The following is an 18,438-nucleotide window of genomic DNA, read 5'->3' on the forward strand; positions in this document are numbered from 1 at the left end:
TGCGAAGGTGGCGGAATTGGTAGACGCGCTAGCTTCAGGTGTTAGTGTCCTTACGGACGTGAGGGTTCAAGTCCCTCTCTTCGCACCACAGACGCCCTCTGTATTTTCCTGATTTTCTCCCCTATTTATTCTCTTTTATCCCGTTTCTGGCTACCCCGCTTTTCCGCGTTCATTGACCCATCTGGCTTTGTGTACCCTTTCTCTTTTCTTTATCCACGAGCATTTACAGCGTCGTGAGATTAAACGTGACGGACAGCGCCGCTAAACCGCCAGCCAGTGCAATGCAGGATGGTAGCAGTAAATAGTGACGTAAGCGTTGATGGAACAGCATGACAAGCGTCGCCAGCAGGGCGATGGCGATAATCACTTTCAGATGCGTCAGATTCAGGTTGAGCAGCGCCAATAGCGGCATGATGGCACAAGGCAGCAGCACGCCCCAGGCACTGGACAGATGCTTCCCCATACACCAGCTCACACTCCATAGCCCGCAGGCTGTGATCATTGCTGTCAGCATTTTTTCACCCGTCAAAAGTGATAATGATAACTAATATCATATAAGAATTTATATCAATTACTAGCTTTTTGACGAGCAGATTGTTGGAATTTTCTACATAGGCACGTTAATCGGGATGTTGAGTGCTCAAATGCTGGCGTATCAGGTGGATCATATTCACGATAGCGGGCGATCGCTCATGTTTGCGCCAGATAGCCGCAATTTGTGTATGGACTTCGGGCATGCCGATATCATGATAGGTCACGTTATCGGCCTTAATACAGGCGAGTGATTCCGGCACAAGCGCGATGCCGAAGCCTGCGGTGACCATCCCGATAGTGGCCGTTAACTGTATCGCTTCCGAGTGCGACAGATTCTGATGACCAACGGCCAGCAGACGATGGGTGTGTCGTTTAGGCCGATTGACTTCAAGGTGTATGCGGAAGCATTTGGCGCAAAAGGATTTGCCGTTGAATCTGCTATGAACTGGTCAGCAAACGCCGTCAGGCGATGGACGTTGACGGCTCTGCCGTGATTGCGATCCCGGTTGATTATTCCGATAACCACTGGCTGATGGAGAATCTAAATATTAGTGTGCTGATTGAGTGTATATGAATGTTGTGCCCGCATAGTAACGATAGCGAGCACAAAATAAAGCCTTGTTGTCATGCGTTAATAAATGGTTATAAATCCTCAATAAATCGACTGATACAGCGCTTTAATCTCATCGATATTTGTATAGCGCGGGTTGCCGCCGGTGCAGACATCGTCAAAGGCGGCCTGTGCCAGTGCCGGGATATCCTCTTCTCTTACTCCGACATCACGCAGCCTCGGTGGAATATCCACATCGTGGGAAAGCTGCCGCACGGCGTTAATCGCAGCTTCCCGCACGTGGGCTATCGACATCTCCGCCGCGCCTTTTACCCCCATTGCCACGGCGATGTCTCGGAATTTTTCACCCGTATAATCCGCGTTGTAGGCCATGATATGCGGCAGCAGGATCGCGTTAGCAACACCGTGCGGCGTGTTGTAAAACGCGCCGAGCGGATGCGCCATGCCGTGTACCAGCCCAAGTCCTACGTTCGAGAACCCCATGCCAGCGATGTATTGTCCCAGCGCCATCTCTTCCACGCCTTTTGGTTTCCCGGCGACGGAATCGCGTAGCGAGCGGCTGATAATTTCAATCGCTTTCAGGTGCAGCGTATCGGTCAGCTCCCAGGCGGCTTTGGTGGTGAAGCCCTCAATGGCGTGCGTCAGGGCGTCAATCCCCGTAGCGGCTTTCAGCGAGGCAGGCATGCTCATCATCATGTCGGGATCGACGATAGCGACAATCGGGATGTCGTGCGGATCGACGCACACGAATTTACGGCGTTTTTCTTCATCGGTGATGACGTAGTTGATGGTGACTTCTGCGGCCGTGCCGGAGGTGGTCGGAATCGCGATAATCGGGACGGCAGCGCGTCGGGTGGCGGCAACGCCTTCCAGACTGCGGACATCAGCGAATTCAGGGTTATTGATAATAATCCCGATAGCTTTACAGGTATCCTGCGGTGAACCGCCGCCAACCGCGATCAGATAATCGGCCTGTGATGCCTTGAAGCGTTCGACGCCCCTTTCCACCACGGCAATGGTTGGATTGGGAATCACCTCATCGTAGATATCGTAGGGTAAGCCTGCTGCATCCAGCTTCGCCGTGACGTTGGTCACGACGCCAAATTTAACCAAATCCTTGTCCGTCACCAATAGCGCTTTTTTGAACCCTCGCCGCTTCACTTCATCGACAATGTGGGCAATCGCGCCCGCGCCAAAGTAGGACGTTTCGTTAAGGATCATTCTGTTAGCCATCATCTATCTCCTAATCACGTTTGATTTTGATAAAGCGAAAAATGCATGTCGCGTAATTCCTTGCTATTAGTGTGGGATAAATCGGTTATCAGCGCCTTCCGTCAGGTGCCATGTCATCTTGTTTGCTGGCACTGAAGTAAAGACGCCTGAGAAACGGTTCACAGAATCGTGATGATGATGGTGGAAGGGAGAGAGCCAGGTAGGGAGTCGTTGTTGGTTTTTGATTGAAAAAATCTAATTTAGGTTTGTTTTTATCATTATATTATCTAATCCGAATGGCGTTTTCAGTTGGGTGTCAATGCCTGCATTAGCCAGTTTTAATGTCATTAATTTGTGGTTTTCGCTGATTTAAATAATTTATGTGCCTATTTTTGTTAATTATTAAGAATATTATGCTGATTTGTTTTCTGTGGGTGGCTCGACTTTCTTTGTCTTCTATATAATTTATCTTATGTCTGAGAGAGTGGTTTAACCTGCGCGTCGGTGGTAAGTTCAGTCATAAGATATCGTTTGCGCAGTGTGTTTTATCGCCTGAACGCCATGCGCTGAAGAGGGATGAAGAATGGCAAAGCAGACCCCGTTGTACCAACAACATCTGGCCGATGGCGCCAAAATGGTGGATTTTCACGGCTGGATGATGCCGCTGCATTACGGTTCCCAACTGGATGAGCACCACATTGTGCGTCGGGAAGCCGGTATTTTTGATGTCTCCCACATGACCATCGTCGATTTGCACGGCGTGAGAACGCGTGAATTCCTGCGCTATCTGCTGGCGAATGATGTCGCCAAACTCACACAGCCGGGCAAAGCGCTTTATACCGGCATGCTGAATGTCTCCGGCGGCGTCATCGACGATCTGATCGTTTATTTTCTCACGGAAGACCATTTCCGGCTGGTCGTGAACTCCGCGACCCGTGAAAAAGATCTCGCCTGGATCGGGCAGCACGCTGCACCGTTCGGGGTTGAAATCCGTGAGCGCGACGATCTGGCGCTGGTCGCGGTGCAAGGTCCGCAGGCGCAGGAAAAAGTACAAGAAATCCTGAAGGCAAAAGGCCTGAGTGATGCAGACGTGGCTGCTGTCGCCAGCATGAAGCCGTTTTTTGGCAAGCAGGCGGGTGATTTCTTCGTTGCCACAACAGGTTATACGGGCGAAGCCGGTTATGAAATCGCGCTGCCGAATGAGCAGGTGGTCGATTTCTGGCAACAGCTGCTGGCAGCTGGCGTGAAGCCATGCGGGCTGGGTGCACGCGATACGCTGCGGCTTGAAGCGGGGATGAACCTGTACGGTCAGGATATGGATGAGGGCATTTCGCCGCTGGCCGCCAATATGGGCTGGACAATCGCCTGGCAGCCGGAGGATCGCGAGTTTATCGGGCGTGAAGCATTAACGCATCAGCGTGAAAAAGGGACCGATCAACTGGTTGGTTTAGTGCTGACGGAAAAAGGCGTATTGCGCAATGATTTACCTGTGCGCTTTACTGATAGTGATGGCGTGATGCGAGAAGGGGTCATCACCAGCGGATCGTTCTCGCCGACGCTTGGCGTGAGCATCGCGCTGGCGCGTGTTCCGGTGGGGATTGGTGAGCAGGCGATTGTGCAGATTCGTAACCGCGAACTGCCTGTCCACGTGACCAAACCCGGCTTTGTCCGCGCCGGAAAAGCCATCGTTCAGTATTGAATAACTTCTTATGTCATACCCTAAATAATTCAGGTTGCAGGAAGGCGGCGACACAGTGAATCCCCAGGAGCTTACACAAGTAAGTGACTGGGGTGAGCGAGGAAAGCCAACGCACATGCAGCTTGAAGTATGACGGGTAGCGCACGGGATTAACGACTTTAGGAAAGGGGATGCAATGAGCAACGTACCAGTAGAATTAAAATACACCACGTCGCACGAATGGGTGCTGCACGAGGGCGACGGTATCTACAGCGTGGGCATTACCGAACACGCGCAGGAGCTTCTGGGTGACATGGTTTTTATCGATTTACCGGAAGTGGGCACGGTCGTCGCCGCAGGTGATGACTGCGCGGTGGCGGAGTCGGTAAAAGCGGCATCGGATATTTATGCGCCCATCAGCGGTGAGGTCGTGGAAGTTAACGACGATCTGGAATCCGCCCCTGAGCTGGTCAACAGCGCGCCTTATACCGATGGCTGGCTGTTCCGCATCAGAATTTCTGATGAGTCTGACTTGGACGAACTGCTTGATGCCGAAGGCTATCAGGCGTCGTTAGAAGAAGACGAGTAGTTATCGCGCCCCCGGTTTTGCTGAACCGGGGGCGTTTTGTTTTATTCGCCCGCGTCGTCTTCCAACGCGGCAGCGATCACGATTGATGCAGGCACGATTGATCCAGGAAATTACTGTAATGACCCAGACACTCAGTCAACTCGAACATGACGGCGCGTTTATCGAGCGCCATATCGGTCCTTCCGTCAGCCAACAGCAGCATATGCTGTCGGTGGTCGGCGCGACGTCGCTGGATGCGCTGATCCGCCAGATTGTCCCGGTGGACATTCAATTGCCTAGCCCGCCAGCGGTGGGAGAGGCGATGACGGAACATGAGGCGTTAGCTGAGCTGAAGGCCATTGCAGGACGCAATCAACGTTATAAAAGCTACATCGGCATGGGCTACAGCGCGGTGCTGATGCCGCCAGTGATTTTACGCAACCTGCTGGAAAACCCAGGCTGGTACACCGCCTATACGCCGTATCAGCCGGAAGTCTCTCAGGGGCGTCTTGAAGCGCTGCTGAATTTCCAGCAGGTCACACAGGATTTAACTGGTCTGGATTTGGCCTCTGCCTCGCTGCTGGATGAAGCAACCGCAGCAGCGGAAGCGATGGCAATGGCGAAGCGCATCAGCAAGCTCAAACAGGCCGAACGTTTCTTCGTTGCTGACGACGTGCATCCGCAAACGCTGGACGTGGTGCGTACCCGTGCGGAAACCTTCGGTTTTGAGATTGTCGTCGGTAAGGCGGAAGACGCGTTGAAAGACGATGCAGTGTTTGGCGTTCTGCTGCAACAGGCGGGGACAACGGGCGAACTGCACGATTACAGCGACCTGATGGCGGCACTAAAAGCGCGTAAGGTCGTCAGCTGCGTGGCGTCGGACATCATGGCGCTGGTATTGCTGGCTGCGCCGGGCAAGCAGGGCGCGGATATCGTCTTTGGTTCAGCACAGCGCTTTGGCGTGCCGATGGGCTACGGTGGGCCACACGCGGCGTTCTTCGCCTGCCGTGATGAACATAAACGTGCTATGCCGGGACGTATTATCGGCGTGTCGCGCGATGCGGCAGGCAACACCGCGCTGCGCATGGCGATGCAGACGCGTGAGCAGCACATTCGCCGCGAGAAGGCGAACTCCAATATTTGTACCTCGCAGGTGTTGCTGGCCAACATTGCGGGGATGTATGCGGTATTCCATGGGCCGGAAGGGCTCAAACGTATTGCCGGGCGCATCCACCGTCTGACCGATATTCTGGCGGCGGGATTAACGCAGGGCGGGCTGCTGCTGCGCCATCGCAGCTGGTTCGACACGCTGACGATTGAGGTTGCGGACAAGGACGCGGTGCTGAGCCGGGCATTAAGTTTTGGTATTAACTTGCGCGGCGATTTGGCAAGCGCCGTGGGCATCACGCTGGATGAAGCGACCACGCGTGAAGATGTGCTGGCGCTATTTGCGGTGCTGTTAGGCGACGATCACGGGTTGGATATCGACGCGCTTGATGCGGCCATCGGCCAGAAAGCGGCAACGATCCCCGCCGGGCTGGTGCGCCACGACGCGATCCTGTCGCATCCGGTGTTCAACCGCTATCACAGCGAAACCGAGATGATGCGCTACCTGCACCGTCTGGCGCGTAAGGATCTGGCGCTGAATCAGGCGATGATTCCGCTCGGTTCCTGCACCATGAAGCTCAACGCGGCGGCGGAAATGCTGCCGATTACCTGGCCGGAATTTGCCGAGCTGCATCCATTCTGCCCGACGGAACAGGCGCTGGGCTATCGCCAGATGATCGAACAGCTATCGGGTTGGTTGATGCAGCTGACGGGCTATGACGCGATTTGCATGCAGCCCAACTCAGGGGCGCAGGGGGAATACGCGGGGCTGCTGGCGATCCGTCGCTATCATGAAAGCCGCAATGAAGCTGGCCGTAATCTCTGTCTGATTCCTAGCTCTGCCCACGGTACGAACCCAGCATCGGCGCAGATGGCGGGGATGGACGTGGTGGTGGTCGCCTGTGACAAGCAGGGCAATATCGATCTGCACGATCTGCGTGAGAAAGCGCAGGCGGCGGGCGAACAGCTTTCCTGCATCATGGTGACCTATCCATCCACTCACGGCGTCTATGAAGAGACGATCCGCGAAGTGTGCCAGATCGTGCATCAATATGGCGGTCAGGTGTATCTGGACGGCGCGAACATGAATGCGCAGGTCGGTATCACGACGCCGGGCTACATTGGCGCAGACGTCTCGCACCTGAACCTGCATAAAACGTTCTGTATTCCGCACGGCGGTGGCGGGCCGGGCATGGGGCCGATTGGCGTGAAAGCGCATCTGGCACCGTTTGTACCGGGTCATCAGGTGATAAAAATCGAGGGTGTGCTGACGGAACAGGGCGCGGTCTCGGCGGCACCGTTCGGCAGTGCTTCTATTCTGCCGATTAGCTGGATGTACATTCGCATGATGGGCGCGGAAGGGCTGAAACAGGCTAGTCAGATGGCGATCCTGAACGCCAACTATATCGCGACGCGCTTGCAGCAGGCGTATCCGGTGCTCTACACCGGCCGTGACGGTCGCGTGGCGCACGAATGCATTCTGGATATTCGTCCGCTCAAAGAGAGCACGGGTATCAGCGAGATGGATATCGCCAAGCGTCTGATCGACTACGGTTTCCATGCGCCGACCATGTCATTCCCGGTCGCGGGCACGCTGATGGTAGAGCCAACGGAATCGGAAAGTCAGGTAGAGATCGATCGCTTTATTGATGCGATGCTGGCGATCCGCGCCGAAATCAACCGCGTCGCGCAGGGCGAATGGCCGCTGGATGACAACCCGTTGGTCAACGCACCGCACACGCAGGCGGAGCTGGTGGCCGACTGGACGCACCCGTACAGCCGTGAGCTGGCGGTCTTCCCGGCAGGCAGCGAACACAAATACTGGCCGAGCGTGAAGCGTCTGGACGATGTGTACGGCGACCGTAACCTGTTCTGCTCGTGTGTGCCGATGAGCGATTATTAATTAGATAATGTTTATCCTGATATTGCACGATATTTAATATGTGTGATATCAGGATTTATTACTAGGAAATATGTCGATATTTTAATGTTTTACGTTGAGGTGGAGTGTTTTAAATATATTCCTTCGCTATATTTCATGAGGTTGTAAATCCTTCTCTATAATTATTTTTTTACTTAAATCGATATGGTATCTAAAACAAAAAATAAACCTGTCCCCACAAGGAAAATAGAGCTAGTTAAATTGATGATGTAAGGGAGTTTGCTTCCAGATATTTTTTTAGCGATTGAAGCGATTGATAAAAATATTATGTCAGAGATAAAAGAGAGAAAGACAAAGATAGTGCTGAGAATGAAAAACTGGCTGCCATAGCTAAATTCAGCATTTATAGAAATGAAAGAGGGGATGAAACTTGTGAAAAACACTAATGCCTTTGGGTTTATTAGTGGAACTAGAAATGCTGATAAGAATCCAATTTTAGTCTCTGTGATGTGGGTTTCTTTGGTATTATTACTTTTTTTTATCAGTTTTATGAGTCCTTTGATGCCAAGAAATATAAGGTATGCTCCCCCGGCTACTTTCATGAAATTAAACAAAATCACAGATGAGTGAATTAATGATGTAATTAAAAATGCGGTAAGTAATGTGACGACTTCTCCGCACCTAAATGCAATGCTTAGTGATAAAGATGACTTAAGACCATTGTTAAAGTAATTAGTGAGTAAAAGTGCTACAGCAGGGCCAATCGAAAAAGTTTGAGTTAATGTAATAATGCAAAAAATGAATAAAGTATGGTGATTCATCATCTATATACCATCAAAGATACTTTGGTAAATCACAATATACATATTCTGATGGTATGCATGGTGTAGAAAATAAGGATAGGAATTGTTTTATTTTACTTTCTGATGACGACGCTACAATAGAATAGAAGTTGCCGGAATTCCAATATATGGCTTTATATTTAAAGTATTTATCTAATGTTTCCTTCATTTCTTCAATAGTTACTTCATTAGTCGACATAACACGAAGAACATCATTACGCTTACTGTCGAGTTGTGTTTCTGTAAAGAATCTTCGTTTAAATGACATGTCTTTCTGTATTTCCCTCGCATTATACTCATCTTCATCGCACTTAAATTTTTCCGTAAAAATAAAAAGACCATCTTTCTTTAATAATTTAATAGTAAGTTTAATCTGAGCATCTCTATCTGGGGAATACATCTGGAAAGTAGTGTCTTCTATGATAATATCAAATCCGTCATTGAATACTGTATATTTTTTATCTTCGGTTAGTTTTTTATCTACCATAAAAAATGGGGTGCAGATAAAATATGCATTTTTAGGCGTGTGATTTTTATAGAAAGATGATTCATTGGCAGCTGTGGGGCTGGTTGTTAATGTGGTTATCATTTCGCCAGATTCCTGGCTGATCGTTCTCGCCATTGCCCCTTCAGCCATTCCAAGACAGTAAACATTAATTTTTTTTGAATTTTTTCTCGCAAAATTAATAATTGCATTCCCCAGTCGGCACTCTTCTTCAAGGCTGTAAGGAATACTTGCGAAGTAATGTTTTACGAATGACCCACTGTTATTAATCAGTTGTTGGCTAAAATGTTCTATTTCTTTATTGCAAAATAGTCTTGGGTCTGGTTTTACATCCTTATAGGGTCGGTTATTTTCACCTGAAGCTGTGTTGGAAAAGAAGTTAGCCATTGCATTAATACGAGGCGCTTTTTTACAGGATTTAATAAAATCATCCATATATAACTTCCATGTAATCGATATGAATTTATATACTATTACATTACTGTAATTTATATGGCAAGTGAAAAAAATTCATCCTTATATTGTCATGAGGTTCTTCCTGCTCAGTTACATTTGCCATCTCACAATTCATCGAAGTATGATAATTCAGTATTAAATGTTTACTAATGGTGACTGTAAGGCTTGTTGGTATAATTAAATACCATGTTTATTAGCTATATTATAAATAATTTGAGTATTGCCAACGTTCATGAAAATTGAAGTATAGCGGGTATAAATCCTTTGATATCAAATATCTGGGGAATACGCCAAGCGGGTTTTCAGCTTTCATTCATTCATTGATTGATTTGAAAAATCATATAGAGAATCAAGGGTAATTCAATTTTCCTAACTGGCTGTCTCTCCAGCTTAGCCTGCGAATTATTTACTTTCGAAAACAAACTGTCATTAAACTGACGCCCCACTGACACGCTAGCGTTCTAGGGTAAGGCCTCTGTGTTTCACACTGAGCGGCCTTTGAGTTATGCGTGCAAAATGCTTTCCCTATCTTGTGCTGTTGCCGACGCTGGTTTTTTTGCTTGCCTTCACCTATTTCCCCCTGCTGCGCTCGGTCATCGACAGCCTGTATGACACCCGGCTGAATGCCGATGCGCCGCTGTTTGTCGGGATGGATAATTTTGTGCGTCTGGTGCAGGACGCGGTGTTCTGGCAGGCCCTGCTGAACAACGTGCTGTATATCCTGATGACGGTGGTACCCGGTGTACTACTGGCGCTGCTGCTGGCGGTGCTGCTGTGGGAAAACACGCGGGTTAACCGCTGGCTGCGTACCGCTTTCTTCTTTCCGATGATTATTCCGCTGGTGAGCGCCGCGACGCTGTGGCTGTTCATCTTTATGCCGGGGCTGGGGCTGCTGGATTACTATCTGGCGAAAGTGTTCGGCCCGATGAACAACAACTATCTCGGTATGAGCGACAGCGCGCTGGTGGCGGTGAGCGTCATTGGTATCTGGAAATTCGCCGGTTACTACATGCTGTTTTTTCTCGCCGGTCTGCAAGCCGTTTCAGCCTCTGCACGCGAGGCGGCGCTGATGGAAGGGGCTTCGCGGCGTCAGGTGTTTTTCTACGTCACGCTACCGCTGCTGCGGCCAACTATCGCCTTCGTGGTCACTATCGCTTTTATCTACGCCATTACCCAGATCGACCATGTTGCTGTGATGACGCGCGGCGGGCCGAATAACGCGACGACCGTGCTGCTCTATTACATCCAGGATCTGGCGAATGACACGCACGATCTGGGTAAAGCCTCTGCGGCTACCTTCCTGACGCTAGCGATGCTGTTCGCCTTTTCCATTATGAATCTGAAAGTGCTGGAGAAAGGGGCGCATTATGAGCGTTGATCACCCGAATGTTGAGAGCCTAAGTGTTGACGCTCGGCATGTTGCAAACCGCAGCGTTGCCAATCGCCATCCGCTTCGCATCACGACGCGGTTCACGCTGCCGCTGTTGCTGATGTGCGCCGCGTTACTGTGGGTCAGCCCGTTTATCTGGATGCTGTCTGCTTCCGTCAGCACCAGCAGCTTTGGCGTGGACATGGCCTCGCTGTTGCCGCGTCTCCCGCTGACGCTCGATAACTTCCGCGATGCGTGGGATAGCGCCGACTGGTTACGGCTTTACACCAACACGCTGATCTTTGCGGTCGGCACGTTTCTGGTACAGCTGGTGACGATCACCACGGCGGGCTACATCTTTGCCTATCACGAATTTCGCGGCAAAACGCTGCTGTTCTACCTGCTGCTGATTCAGATGATGATCATGCCCGTCGTCATGATGGTGCCGAACATGATGACGCTCAAACAGCTCGGCCTGCTTAACACTCTGACTGGCGTGATGATGCCGTATTTCGCTTCGGCGTTTGGCGTGTTTTTGATGCGTCAGGCGTTTCTTAATATCGCCAAAGAGATCGAAGAAGCCGCGTTGATGGAAGGTTGCCGCTGGTGGCAGGTGGTATTTCACGTCCTGATTCCGATGACCTGGCCGTCAATTCTGGCTTTCGCTACGGTCAGCATTACCTACCACTGGAACGAATATCTCTGGCCGCTGATGGTGCTCAATGACCCCGACAAACAGGTGCTGACCATCGGGCTGGTCTCGTTCGCCATGGGCGCAGAGTCCGGCGGGCAGTGGGGATTGATCTGCGCGGGCACGCTGCTGGTGTGCTTGCCGCTGATGGTGGCTTTTGTGGTGTTCCAGAAGCAGTTCCTGAGCAGCTTCGGCTTCTCGGGCATTAAGTGAATCGCGAATGGGTTAATGCGGGTTAATTAAGCCTGATTTTTAGGAGAAACGCGGGGATGAGGTTCCCGTAGGGATGCCTCGCCCCGTGGTCGCTCCGTGTATCTCGATCCTTAAACGATCGGCGTTCGCCAACGGGCGAAATAACGATGAGGTGGTTGTATGTTGCTGGCACAGATTTCCGATCTGCATTTTCGCAGTGAGGGGCGTAAGCTCTATGAATTTATTGATATTAACGGGGAAAACGCCAAGGTCATTAACCAGCTAAACGCGCTGAACGAGCGACCGGACGCGGTGGTGATTAGCGGCGACATCGTCAACTGCGGAAGCCCGCAGGAGTATCAGGTGGCACAGCGCGTGTTGCAGATGCTGGATTACCCGATGTACGTGATTCCGGGCAATCATGATGACAAGCAGCATTTCCTCAACGCGATGCGCCCGCTTTGTCCGCAGTTAGGCGATGATCCCGAGAACATCCGCTATGCGGTGGATGACTTCCCGATGCGCCTGCTGTTCATCGACACCAGTCTGTCCGGGCAGGCGAAAGGCTGGCTGACGCCGTCCACGCTGGGCTGGCTGGAGCAGCAATTGCAGGATCACTCAACGCGCGAAACGGCGATCTTCATGCACCATCCACCGCTCCCGCTGGGATCGGCGCACATGGATCGGATCGCCTGCGAAAACGGGAGTGAGCTGCTGACGCTGATCGAGCGTTTCCCGCAGCTGACGCGGATCTTCTGTGGGCATACGCACTGCCTGATTATGACGCAGCATCGGCAGGCGATTATTGCCACCGTGCCGGGCACTGTCCATCAGGTGCCGTATTTCTACTATGACGATACCTCGTACTACAACCTGGAGCCCGCCAGCGTGGTCATGCACCGCTATGTGCCGGTCACCGGGCTGGTCAGCTACAGCCAGTCGATTGCCTCGTACCCTGGGCCTTACCTCTACGATCCGCGTATCAGCTGTCCGGTGGATGCGTAATGGCCGTGATTCAGTTACGTAATATCAGTAAACGCTTCGAGCACATGCAGGCGCTGGCGTCGCTGTCGCTGGATATCGCTGACGGTGAGTTTCTGGTACTGGTCGGGCCGTCTGGCTGCGGCAAAAGTACGTTGCTGCGTATGCTGGCTGGTCTGGAAGACGTGAGCGATGGGCAAATCCTGCTGGGTGACGATGACATTACGACATGGAGCCCGAAGCAGCGCAATTTCTCGATGATCTTCCAGAACTACGCGTTGTTTCCGCACCTGACCGTTGAGCAAAACATCACGTTCGGGATGCGGATGCGCGGTGAGCCGAAAGCGGAGTATCCACAGCGCGTGCAGCGCGTTGCCAGCCTGCTTCAGCTTGAACCGCTACTGAAACGCAAACCGGGAAAACTGTCCGGCGGTCAGCGCCAGCGCGTAGCAATGGCGCGGGCGATCGTGCGGGATCCGCGCTTGTTTTTGATGGATGAGCCGCTGTCGAATCTGGATGCCCGCCTGCGCAGCGACGTGCGGGACGGCATTATGGATCTGCATCGGCAGTTGAAAACAACCACCGTTTACGTCACGCACGATCAGATCGAGGCGATGACGATGGCGGACAGAATCGCTGTGCTGGATCGCGGCGTGCTGCAACAGGTTGGTACGCCGGAACAGCTGTATTCTCACCCCGCAAATGTCTTTGTCGCCGGATTTATCGGCACGCCCGCGATGAATATGGTGACGCTGCCTTGTGCTGATGGGCTGGCATTTCTACAGGCATTGTCTGTGGCGCTGCCCGCCAGTGAAGAAACGCGTTCATTAAACAGTGTGCTGCTCGGGATCCGCCCTGAGCATATTACCGAACACGCCGCGTCAGACGGCGACTTGTCATTGTCAGGAACGGTGAAGCAACGGGAGCTATTTGGCGCGGAGTATCTGATTCATGTGGATACGCCGTTGGGGAATATTCGCTACCGTCGGCCAAATCGCGATGGCGTGCCGGATGTCGGTGCCTCCATTGTGCTTCATTTTTCACCGCAGGATTGTCATTGGTTTTCCGGGCAAACCGCCCGTAATTTATCCCAGGAGAAAAGAAATGCGTAAGCCCCGTATGATGGCGCTGGCAATTGCCTTGCTGATGTCTGGCCCTGCGCTGGCGAAAGAGAGTATCGATTTCATGTTCCCCGCGCCGGTTGATGGCAAGCTGACGATGGAAATGACGCGCATCATCAAGGAGTACAACCAATCGCAGGATCAGGTTGAAGTGCGTGGGATCTTCACCGGCAATTACGACACAACCAAGGTGAAAGCGGAAGCGGCCGCCAAAGCGGGCGATCCGCCGGCGCTGGTGATTATGTCGGCCAACTTTACCGCCGATTTGGTCATCAAAGATGAAATTCTGCCGATGGACGAGCTATTCAAATACGGCAACGAAAAGGCCACGCCTTTCCTGACTAAAAACTTCTGGCCTGCGCTGCATCAGAACGCGCAGGTGATGGGTGTGACTTACGCGATCCCGTTCCACAACTCGACGCCGATCCTCTACTACAACGAAGATATGCTGAAGAAAGCGGGATTCAACGAACCGCCGAAAAACTGGGATGAAGTGATTGCGGTAGCGAAAAAGCTGACTGACCCGGCAAAAGGGCAGTGGGGCATCATGATTCCGTCCACGAACGATGACTACGGCGGCTGGATGCTGTCTGCGCTGACGCGTGCCAACGGCGGGGCGTACTACAATGCCGACTATCCGGGCGAAGTGTATTACAACACGGCATCAACCAAAGGCGCGCTCCAGTTCTGGCGCGACTTAGTGTATCGCGACAAAGTGATGCCTGCTGGCGTGCTGAATTCCAAGCAGATCAGCGCCGCATTTTTCTCTGGCAAGCTGGGTATGACGATGCTGAGTACCGGCGCGCTGGGCTTTATGCGTGAAAACACCAAAGATTTCCAGCTTGGGGTGGCGATGATGCCGGAAAAAGAGCGTCGTGGTGTGACCATCGGCGGAGCAAGTCTGGTGAGCTTCAAAGGGATTTCTGAAGATCAGAAGAAAGCGGCCTGGCAGTTTATGAACTATCTGGTCAGCCCAGAAGTCAGCGGAAACTGGAGCCGTTTTACCGGCTACTTCGCCCCGCGTATGGCGGCCTACGATCTGCCGGAAATGAAGGACTATCTGGCGAAAGATCCGCGTGCGGCCATTGCGCTGTCACAACTGCAATATGCCCATCCGTGGTACGCCACCTATGAAACGGTTGCGGTGCGTAAAGCAATGGAAAACCAGCTGGCGGCGCTGCTAAACGATCCGGCGAAAAAGGTTGATGACGCCGCTGCCGCTGCACAAAAAGAGGCGGACGGCATCATGAAGCCTTATGTGGATAAAACCGCGCTGCGGGACGTGAAATAGTCACATCGCGCCCCACGGCTTAACCGCCAACGGGGCGCGATAATGTTAGTTGCCTGTGCTTTTCGGCACCGCGGAAAGCGAAACCAGAATGGCGGTCTCCGGCGTCAGGACGGGAAGGGCAAGGCCTGCCTGCATCAGCCAGTCGCCGGAAACCACGATTGGCTGACGTAACCACGGTGGAAGCTCACGCATGGTGCCGCCGCCTTCACGCACCGTTTTGATTTCCGGGCTGTCCAGCAGCGTGACTTCATAGCGTGCGTCGGGCTGTAGACCGGGGAAGCGGAGCGTACCCGCCAGCGAATAAGCTGGCATACGTAGCTGAGCTACCTGGAAAACGGCGTGCTGCCGATCGTTGCTCACCACGCCGGTGACCTGCACCGTATCGTCCGGCATCTCGACCCGCCAGGTGGTGCCGCTGTGCAGCAGCGGGCGCAGCGTTTTGTGCAACTGGATGTAGTGGCGATAGCCTTCCAGCTCGTCGTCGTCAGCCTTCACGGGATCCAGCTCAATGCCCATGTGGCCGAACAGGGCCGTCAGGCCGCGAAAGGCGATGGTATGACGTCGATAGGTGGCGTGGCAGCGAGCGTGCCCGATGTGTTGCCCCATCACTTCTGGTGGAAAGAAGTAGCTCATGCCGCGTTGGATGGTCTGGCGCTCCAGTGCGTCGTTGTTATCCGACACCCAGAAGCGCTGGGTACGTTCCAGTACGCCGTAGTCGATGCGGCCGCCGCCGGAGGCGCAGGATTCAAATTCGACATGGGGAAAACGCTGGCGCAAGGTATCGAGCAGACGATAGAACTGTCGGGTTTGCGCATCGGCGGCCAGACGCCCTTCATGGCCGGGTTGCACCAGTTCGCGGTTCATATCCCACTTCACATAATCGACCGGGTGCTCACCCAGTAGCCAGCTCAGTCGCTCCAGCAGATACGCGAAGGCCTCGGGCTGGTTTAAATTCAGCACGTACTGATAGCGGCCTGTTGGCTGTGCGTAGCCAGGCAGTTGCAGCACCCAGTCAGGGTGTGCACGGAACAGGTCGGAATCGGGGTTGATCATCTCCGGTTCGACCCAAATGCCGAACTCCATCCCCAGGGCTTTGACGTGCTCGATCACCGGCATCAGCCCGTTAGGGTATTTTTCCTCGTCCAGATACCAGTCGCCGAGCGCGGCTTGGTCGTGGTGACGCCCACGGAACCAGCCGTCATCAATAATGAACCGCTCTACGCCCACGTCGGCGGCTTTGCTCGCCATCTGCATGATGTACTCAGGGGAGTGATCGAAATAGATCCCTTCCCACGTATTGAGATGTACCGGACGTGGCTTATCACCGGAAAATTGGATCAGGGACTGGCGCAAGAAGGTGTGATAGCGCTGGCTCATGCCGTTTAAACCGGCATCGGAGAAAGCGGCGTAGACCCACGGTGTTGTGAGGGATTCTGACTGCGCCAGCGTGATTTCGCCCGGCAGATACAGGGCTTCTGCCTGCACGACGCGACGGCCATCCGTTTTGATATCGGCACGCAGGCGGTGATTGCCGCTCCAGCCTAAATGCACGCCCCATACGGCACCATGCTGCTCGCTGAACGCGGACTCGCCGAGGATAAAGGCGGGGAAATATTCGTGGGAGCTTCTTCCCCGACGGCTTTCCTGAATAAAACCGCCGTGCTGCAACGTGATGCGGTGAACCTGAAACTCACGCAGCCAGCGGCCGTGAAATGCCATGACGTCGCTCGCCCGTTCTGGGACGGGCAGCGTGACGGCGAGGCGCTGTACTTGCCAGACATCCGCACGCAGATTCTCTAGCGTGTGGCGCAGTTGCAGGACGTCGGTCTGCGGATCCAGACGCAGTTCGCTGATCAGGCGAAGCCCCGCCTGTGCATCTTCCGCCGTGATGGTGAGCGTATTGTCCTGAACATCAGCCTGCGTTGTCGTGAAGATCGGCGCAGCGTCATAGCCTGAACGGTGCCCCTCAATACCCGGCGAACCGAACTGGCCACGCCCGTATTCCATTGCCAGCGTCAGAGGAAGATCCACATCCAGACGACCGTTAGCGACGGGGCGTTGCAGAGAAACGATATCTTCTGGTGAAAAACCGCGCAGCCGCGGCCCCCAGTAGAGAATTTCTGCCGCTGGGGCGCAGCGTACGATGACGTCGCACTGCGCGCTGGTTAATTGAACAATATCACGCATCATGAGGAGGATTCCAAATTACGAATAGTGAATCTCAGTGAAAACTTAAACGTTTAAGTCATCAACTTAAACGTTTAAGAAATGTGATGTTGTTAAAGTAATCGTTAGAAAATGGAAAAAGGTTGCGATGAGGAGGTGAAGATCATCTTGCTGACGGCTGGCGTAGCAAACCAACCGATGACTTTATTAAACGTGGTCGATAACGGAATAGATTAGGCGGGAAAGCTCGTGTTACCGGGGCGTAACGTTGGCTGCCATAACACCTGCAAGTTTTCTACGGCTTCGCCCGCGATCAGCGCCTGCATCATGCTGGCAATCTGTTCGCCAACCTGCTCGCGAGTTGCCTGTTCGATGGCGGTCACGGTGATGTCGGTCAGGCTGTCTTGCGGCAAGCCGTCATACATCACTAATGCGATGGGGTGTGAACCGGAAAGCCGCCCCGCCTGCTGCAATGCCGCAACGGCACCATCGCCGTGGACATTGCCATCCATCACCATCGCGGTGGGTGGTTCAGGCAGCGCCAGAAGGTCGAGCATGGCCTGATAGCCCGCGCGTCGCGTGGGATTCACACAGCGCAGATAGGCGTCGTGAAACGGCAGGTCGTGGCGTTGCAGGGCATCGCGATAGCCCTGACGACGCTGCATGATAAACGCCTGCGGGTGATCTTCGCTTAACATGGCGATACGGCGATGGCCAAGCGCGATCAGGTGTTCGGTTGCCAACGCCATGCCTGCGCGGTTGTCAAAATCGAACCAAGCGTAAGGGTGAGTGAGCCGGCTGCGCCCCAGTGCCAGAAACGGGACGTTGTGACGTTGCAGTAAGGTCAGTCGTGCATCCTGCTCGCATGTATGCGCCACGATCAGCGCGTCGATACGGCGGCTGGCGATCAACCGGGCGGCGCCCTGACAGGCATCTTGCTCGTCAGCCAGCAGGAGAAAATCGACCTCATGCTGTGCCAGTTTGCGGCTGATCGCGCCAATCATCTCGAAAAAGATATCGTTACTCAGGGAAGAGGCGTAGGGATAGACCAGCCCGACGGCGTTGCTTTTGCCCATTTTGAGGCGGCGTGCGTGCGTATTGGGGCGATAGCCGATACGTTCCGCTTCTTCCTGAATACGCTGGCGCGTGGCGTCGGAGATATCCCGATGGCCGTTCAGCGCACGACTCACCGCCGCCACGGACAAACCCAGGTTATTTGCGATTGTTTTTAAAGACATCACCCTCTCCTGACGTGCATGCCCGGCGACGGGT

General features: G+C 53.2%; 15 protein-coding genes, 1 tRNA gene and 1 pseudogene. 10 read left to right on the forward strand and 7 right to left on the reverse strand.

Annotation, left to right across the window (positions count from 1 at the left end):
• Nucleotide 1: 1 nt before the first annotated feature.
• Nucleotides 2–88 (forward strand) — tRNA-Leu (locus H0248_RS03380).
• A 135-nt stretch (nt 89–223) separates the two neighbouring features.
• Here the strand turns inward: H0248_RS03380 and H0248_RS03385 are convergent.
• Both H0248_RS03385 and H0248_RS03390 read right to left on the reverse strand, forming a co-directional pair.
• Nucleotides 224–514, reverse strand: a complete 291-nt coding sequence (locus H0248_RS03385) for a DUF1435 domain-containing protein (protein ID WP_039496905.1) — start codon at nt 512–514, stop codon at nt 224–226.
• Nucleotides 515–620: 106 nt separating this feature from the next.
• The gene (locus H0248_RS03390; protein WP_374705253.1) at nt 621–932 is read right to left on the reverse strand and encodes a LysR substrate-binding domain-containing protein; all 312 of its coding nucleotides are present in this window, start codon (nt 930–932) and stop codon (nt 621–623) included.
• Here H0248_RS03390 and H0248_RS03395 point away from each other — a divergent pair.
• Nucleotides 888–1,108 (forward strand): annotated as a pseudogene (locus tag H0248_RS03395) (thiamine pyrophosphate-dependent enzyme); the annotation flags it as partial. The gene H0248_RS03390 and the pseudogene H0248_RS03395 overlap by 45 nt on opposite strands.
• A 78-nt stretch (nt 1,109–1,186) precedes the next feature.
• On the opposite strand, the gene fucO reads toward H0248_RS03395, so the two are convergent.
• Nucleotides 1,187–2,338, reverse strand: a complete 1,152-nt coding sequence (gene fucO, locus H0248_RS03400) for a lactaldehyde reductase (protein WP_180784854.1) — start codon at nt 2,336–2,338, stop codon at nt 1,187–1,189.
• Between the two features lie 562 nt (nt 2,339–2,900).
• Here fucO and gcvT point away from each other — a divergent pair.
• The 3 genes from gcvT (at nt 2,901) to gcvP (ending at nt 7,573) form a co-directional block, all read left to right on the forward strand.
• Complete coding sequence (gcvT, locus tag H0248_RS03405; protein ID WP_180784797.1) at nt 2,901–4,016, forward strand: glycine cleavage system aminomethyltransferase GcvT; 1,116 nt, start codon at nt 2,901–2,903, stop codon at nt 4,014–4,016.
• A gap of 175 nt (nt 4,017–4,191) precedes the next feature.
• The gene (gcvH, locus tag H0248_RS03410; protein WP_180784798.1) at nt 4,192–4,584 is read left to right on the forward strand and encodes a glycine cleavage system protein GcvH; all 393 of its coding nucleotides are present in this window, start codon (nt 4,192–4,194) and stop codon (nt 4,582–4,584) included.
• A 118-nt stretch (nt 4,585–4,702) separates the two neighbouring features.
• Complete coding sequence (gcvP, locus tag H0248_RS03415; RefSeq protein WP_180784799.1) at nt 4,703–7,573, forward strand: aminomethyl-transferring glycine dehydrogenase; 2,871 nt, start codon at nt 4,703–4,705, stop codon at nt 7,571–7,573.
• A 173-nt stretch (nt 7,574–7,746) separates the two neighbouring features.
• On the opposite strand, the gene H0248_RS03420 is transcribed toward gcvP, so the two are convergent.
• Together H0248_RS03420 and H0248_RS03425 are read right to left on the reverse strand one after the other, a co-directional pair.
• A complete protein-coding gene (locus H0248_RS03420) occupies nt 7,747–8,376 on the reverse strand; it encodes a LysE family translocator (RefSeq protein ID WP_110163498.1) in 630 nt (209 codons plus the stop codon).
• Nucleotides 8,377–8,386: 10 nt separating this feature from the next.
• Entirely contained in the window at nt 8,387–9,334 is a 948-nt protein-coding gene (locus H0248_RS03425) for a hypothetical protein (protein ID WP_180784800.1), read from the reverse strand.
• 526 nt (nt 9,335–9,860) lie between these two features.
• Between H0248_RS03425 and H0248_RS03430 the strand changes: the two genes are divergently transcribed.
• The 5 genes from H0248_RS03430 (at nt 9,861) to H0248_RS03450 (ending at nt 15,000) form a co-directional block, all read left to right on the forward strand.
• The gene (locus H0248_RS03430) at nt 9,861–10,733 is read left to right on the forward strand and encodes a carbohydrate ABC transporter permease (RefSeq protein ID WP_100017586.1); all 873 of its coding nucleotides are present in this window, start codon (nt 9,861–9,863) and stop codon (nt 10,731–10,733) included.
• Nucleotides 10,723–11,628, forward strand: a complete 906-nt coding sequence (locus H0248_RS03435; RefSeq protein ID WP_180784801.1) for a carbohydrate ABC transporter permease — start codon at nt 10,723–10,725, stop codon at nt 11,626–11,628. Before H0248_RS03430 ends, H0248_RS03435 begins: the two co-directional genes overlap by 11 nt.
• Nucleotides 11,629–11,787: 159 nt before the next feature.
• Entirely contained in the window at nt 11,788–12,612 is an 825-nt protein-coding gene (locus H0248_RS03440) for a phosphodiesterase (protein ID WP_180784802.1), read from the forward strand.
• Nucleotides 12,612–13,700 carry an ABC transporter ATP-binding protein gene (locus H0248_RS03445; protein ID WP_110163502.1) on the forward strand — a complete coding sequence of 363 codons (1,089 nt, stop codon included), beginning with the start codon at nt 12,612–12,614 and terminating at the stop codon, nt 13,698–13,700. Before H0248_RS03440 ends, H0248_RS03445 begins: the two co-directional genes overlap by 1 nt.
• Nucleotides 13,693–15,000 carry an ABC transporter substrate-binding protein gene (locus H0248_RS03450; protein ID WP_014914170.1) on the forward strand — a complete coding sequence of 436 codons (1,308 nt, stop codon included), beginning with the start codon at nt 13,693–13,695 and terminating at the stop codon, nt 14,998–15,000. Before H0248_RS03445 ends, H0248_RS03450 begins: the two co-directional genes overlap by 8 nt.
• A gap of 45 nt (nt 15,001–15,045) precedes the next feature.
• On the opposite strand, the gene H0248_RS03455 is transcribed toward H0248_RS03450, so the two are convergent.
• Nucleotides 15,046–17,190 (reverse strand): alpha-galactosidase, encoded by a 2,145-nt coding sequence (locus H0248_RS03455; RefSeq protein WP_180784803.1) that lies wholly within the window; start codon nt 17,188–17,190, stop codon nt 15,046–15,048.
• A 209-nt stretch (nt 17,191–17,399) separates the two neighbouring features.
• On the reverse strand, nt 17,400–18,404 hold the full coding sequence (locus H0248_RS03460; protein ID WP_180784804.1) for a LacI family DNA-binding transcriptional regulator: 1,005 nt from the start codon (nt 18,402–18,404) through the stop codon (nt 17,400–17,402).
• Nucleotides 18,405–18,438 lie beyond the last annotated feature (34 nt).

The sequence above is a fragment of the Pectobacterium brasiliense genome (assembly GCF_013449685.1).
GTDB lineage: Bacteria > Pseudomonadota > Gammaproteobacteria > Enterobacterales > Enterobacteriaceae > Pectobacterium > Pectobacterium brasiliense_A.

Excerpts from the sequence above, each read along its gene's own strand:
- gcvP (WP_180784799.1), top strand. The coding sequence starts at position 4,703 with ATGACCCAGACACTCAGTCAACTCGAACATGACGGCGCGTTTATCGAG.
- H0248_RS03440 (WP_180784802.1), top strand. The coding sequence starts at position 11,788 with ATGTTGCTGGCACAGATTTCCGATCTGCATTTTCGCAGTGAGGGGCGT.
- H0248_RS03445 (WP_110163502.1), top strand. The coding sequence starts at position 12,612 with ATGGCCGTGATTCAGTTACGTAATATCAGTAAACGCTTCGAGCACATG.
- gcvT (WP_180784797.1), top strand. The coding sequence starts at position 2,901 with ATGGCAAAGCAGACCCCGTTGTACCAACAACATCTGGCCGATGGCGCC.
- H0248_RS03450 (WP_014914170.1), top strand. The coding sequence starts at position 13,693 with ATGCGTAAGCCCCGTATGATGGCGCTGGCAATTGCCTTGCTGATGTCT.
- H0248_RS03460 (WP_180784804.1), bottom strand. The coding sequence starts at position 18,404 with ATGTCTTTAAAAACAATCGCAAATAACCTGGGTTTGTCCGTGGCGGCG.
- H0248_RS03435 (WP_180784801.1), top strand. The coding sequence starts at position 10,723 with ATGAGCGTTGATCACCCGAATGTTGAGAGCCTAAGTGTTGACGCTCGG.
- H0248_RS03455 (WP_180784803.1), bottom strand. The coding sequence starts at position 17,190 with ATGATGCGTGATATTGTTCAATTAACCAGCGCGCAGTGCGACGTCATC.
- gcvH (WP_180784798.1), top strand. The coding sequence starts at position 4,192 with ATGAGCAACGTACCAGTAGAATTAAAATACACCACGTCGCACGAATGG.
- H0248_RS03420 (WP_110163498.1), bottom strand. The coding sequence starts at position 8,376 with ATGATGAATCACCATACTTTATTCATTTTTTGCATTATTACATTAACT.
- H0248_RS03425 (WP_180784800.1), bottom strand. The coding sequence starts at position 9,334 with ATGGATGATTTTATTAAATCCTGTAAAAAAGCGCCTCGTATTAATGCA.
- H0248_RS03385 (WP_039496905.1), bottom strand. The coding sequence starts at position 514 with ATGCTGACAGCAATGATCACAGCCTGCGGGCTATGGAGTGTGAGCTGG.
- H0248_RS03430 (WP_100017586.1), top strand. The coding sequence starts at position 9,861 with ATGCGTGCAAAATGCTTTCCCTATCTTGTGCTGTTGCCGACGCTGGTT.
- fucO (WP_180784854.1), bottom strand. The coding sequence starts at position 2,338 with ATGGCTAACAGAATGATCCTTAACGAAACGTCCTACTTTGGCGCGGGC.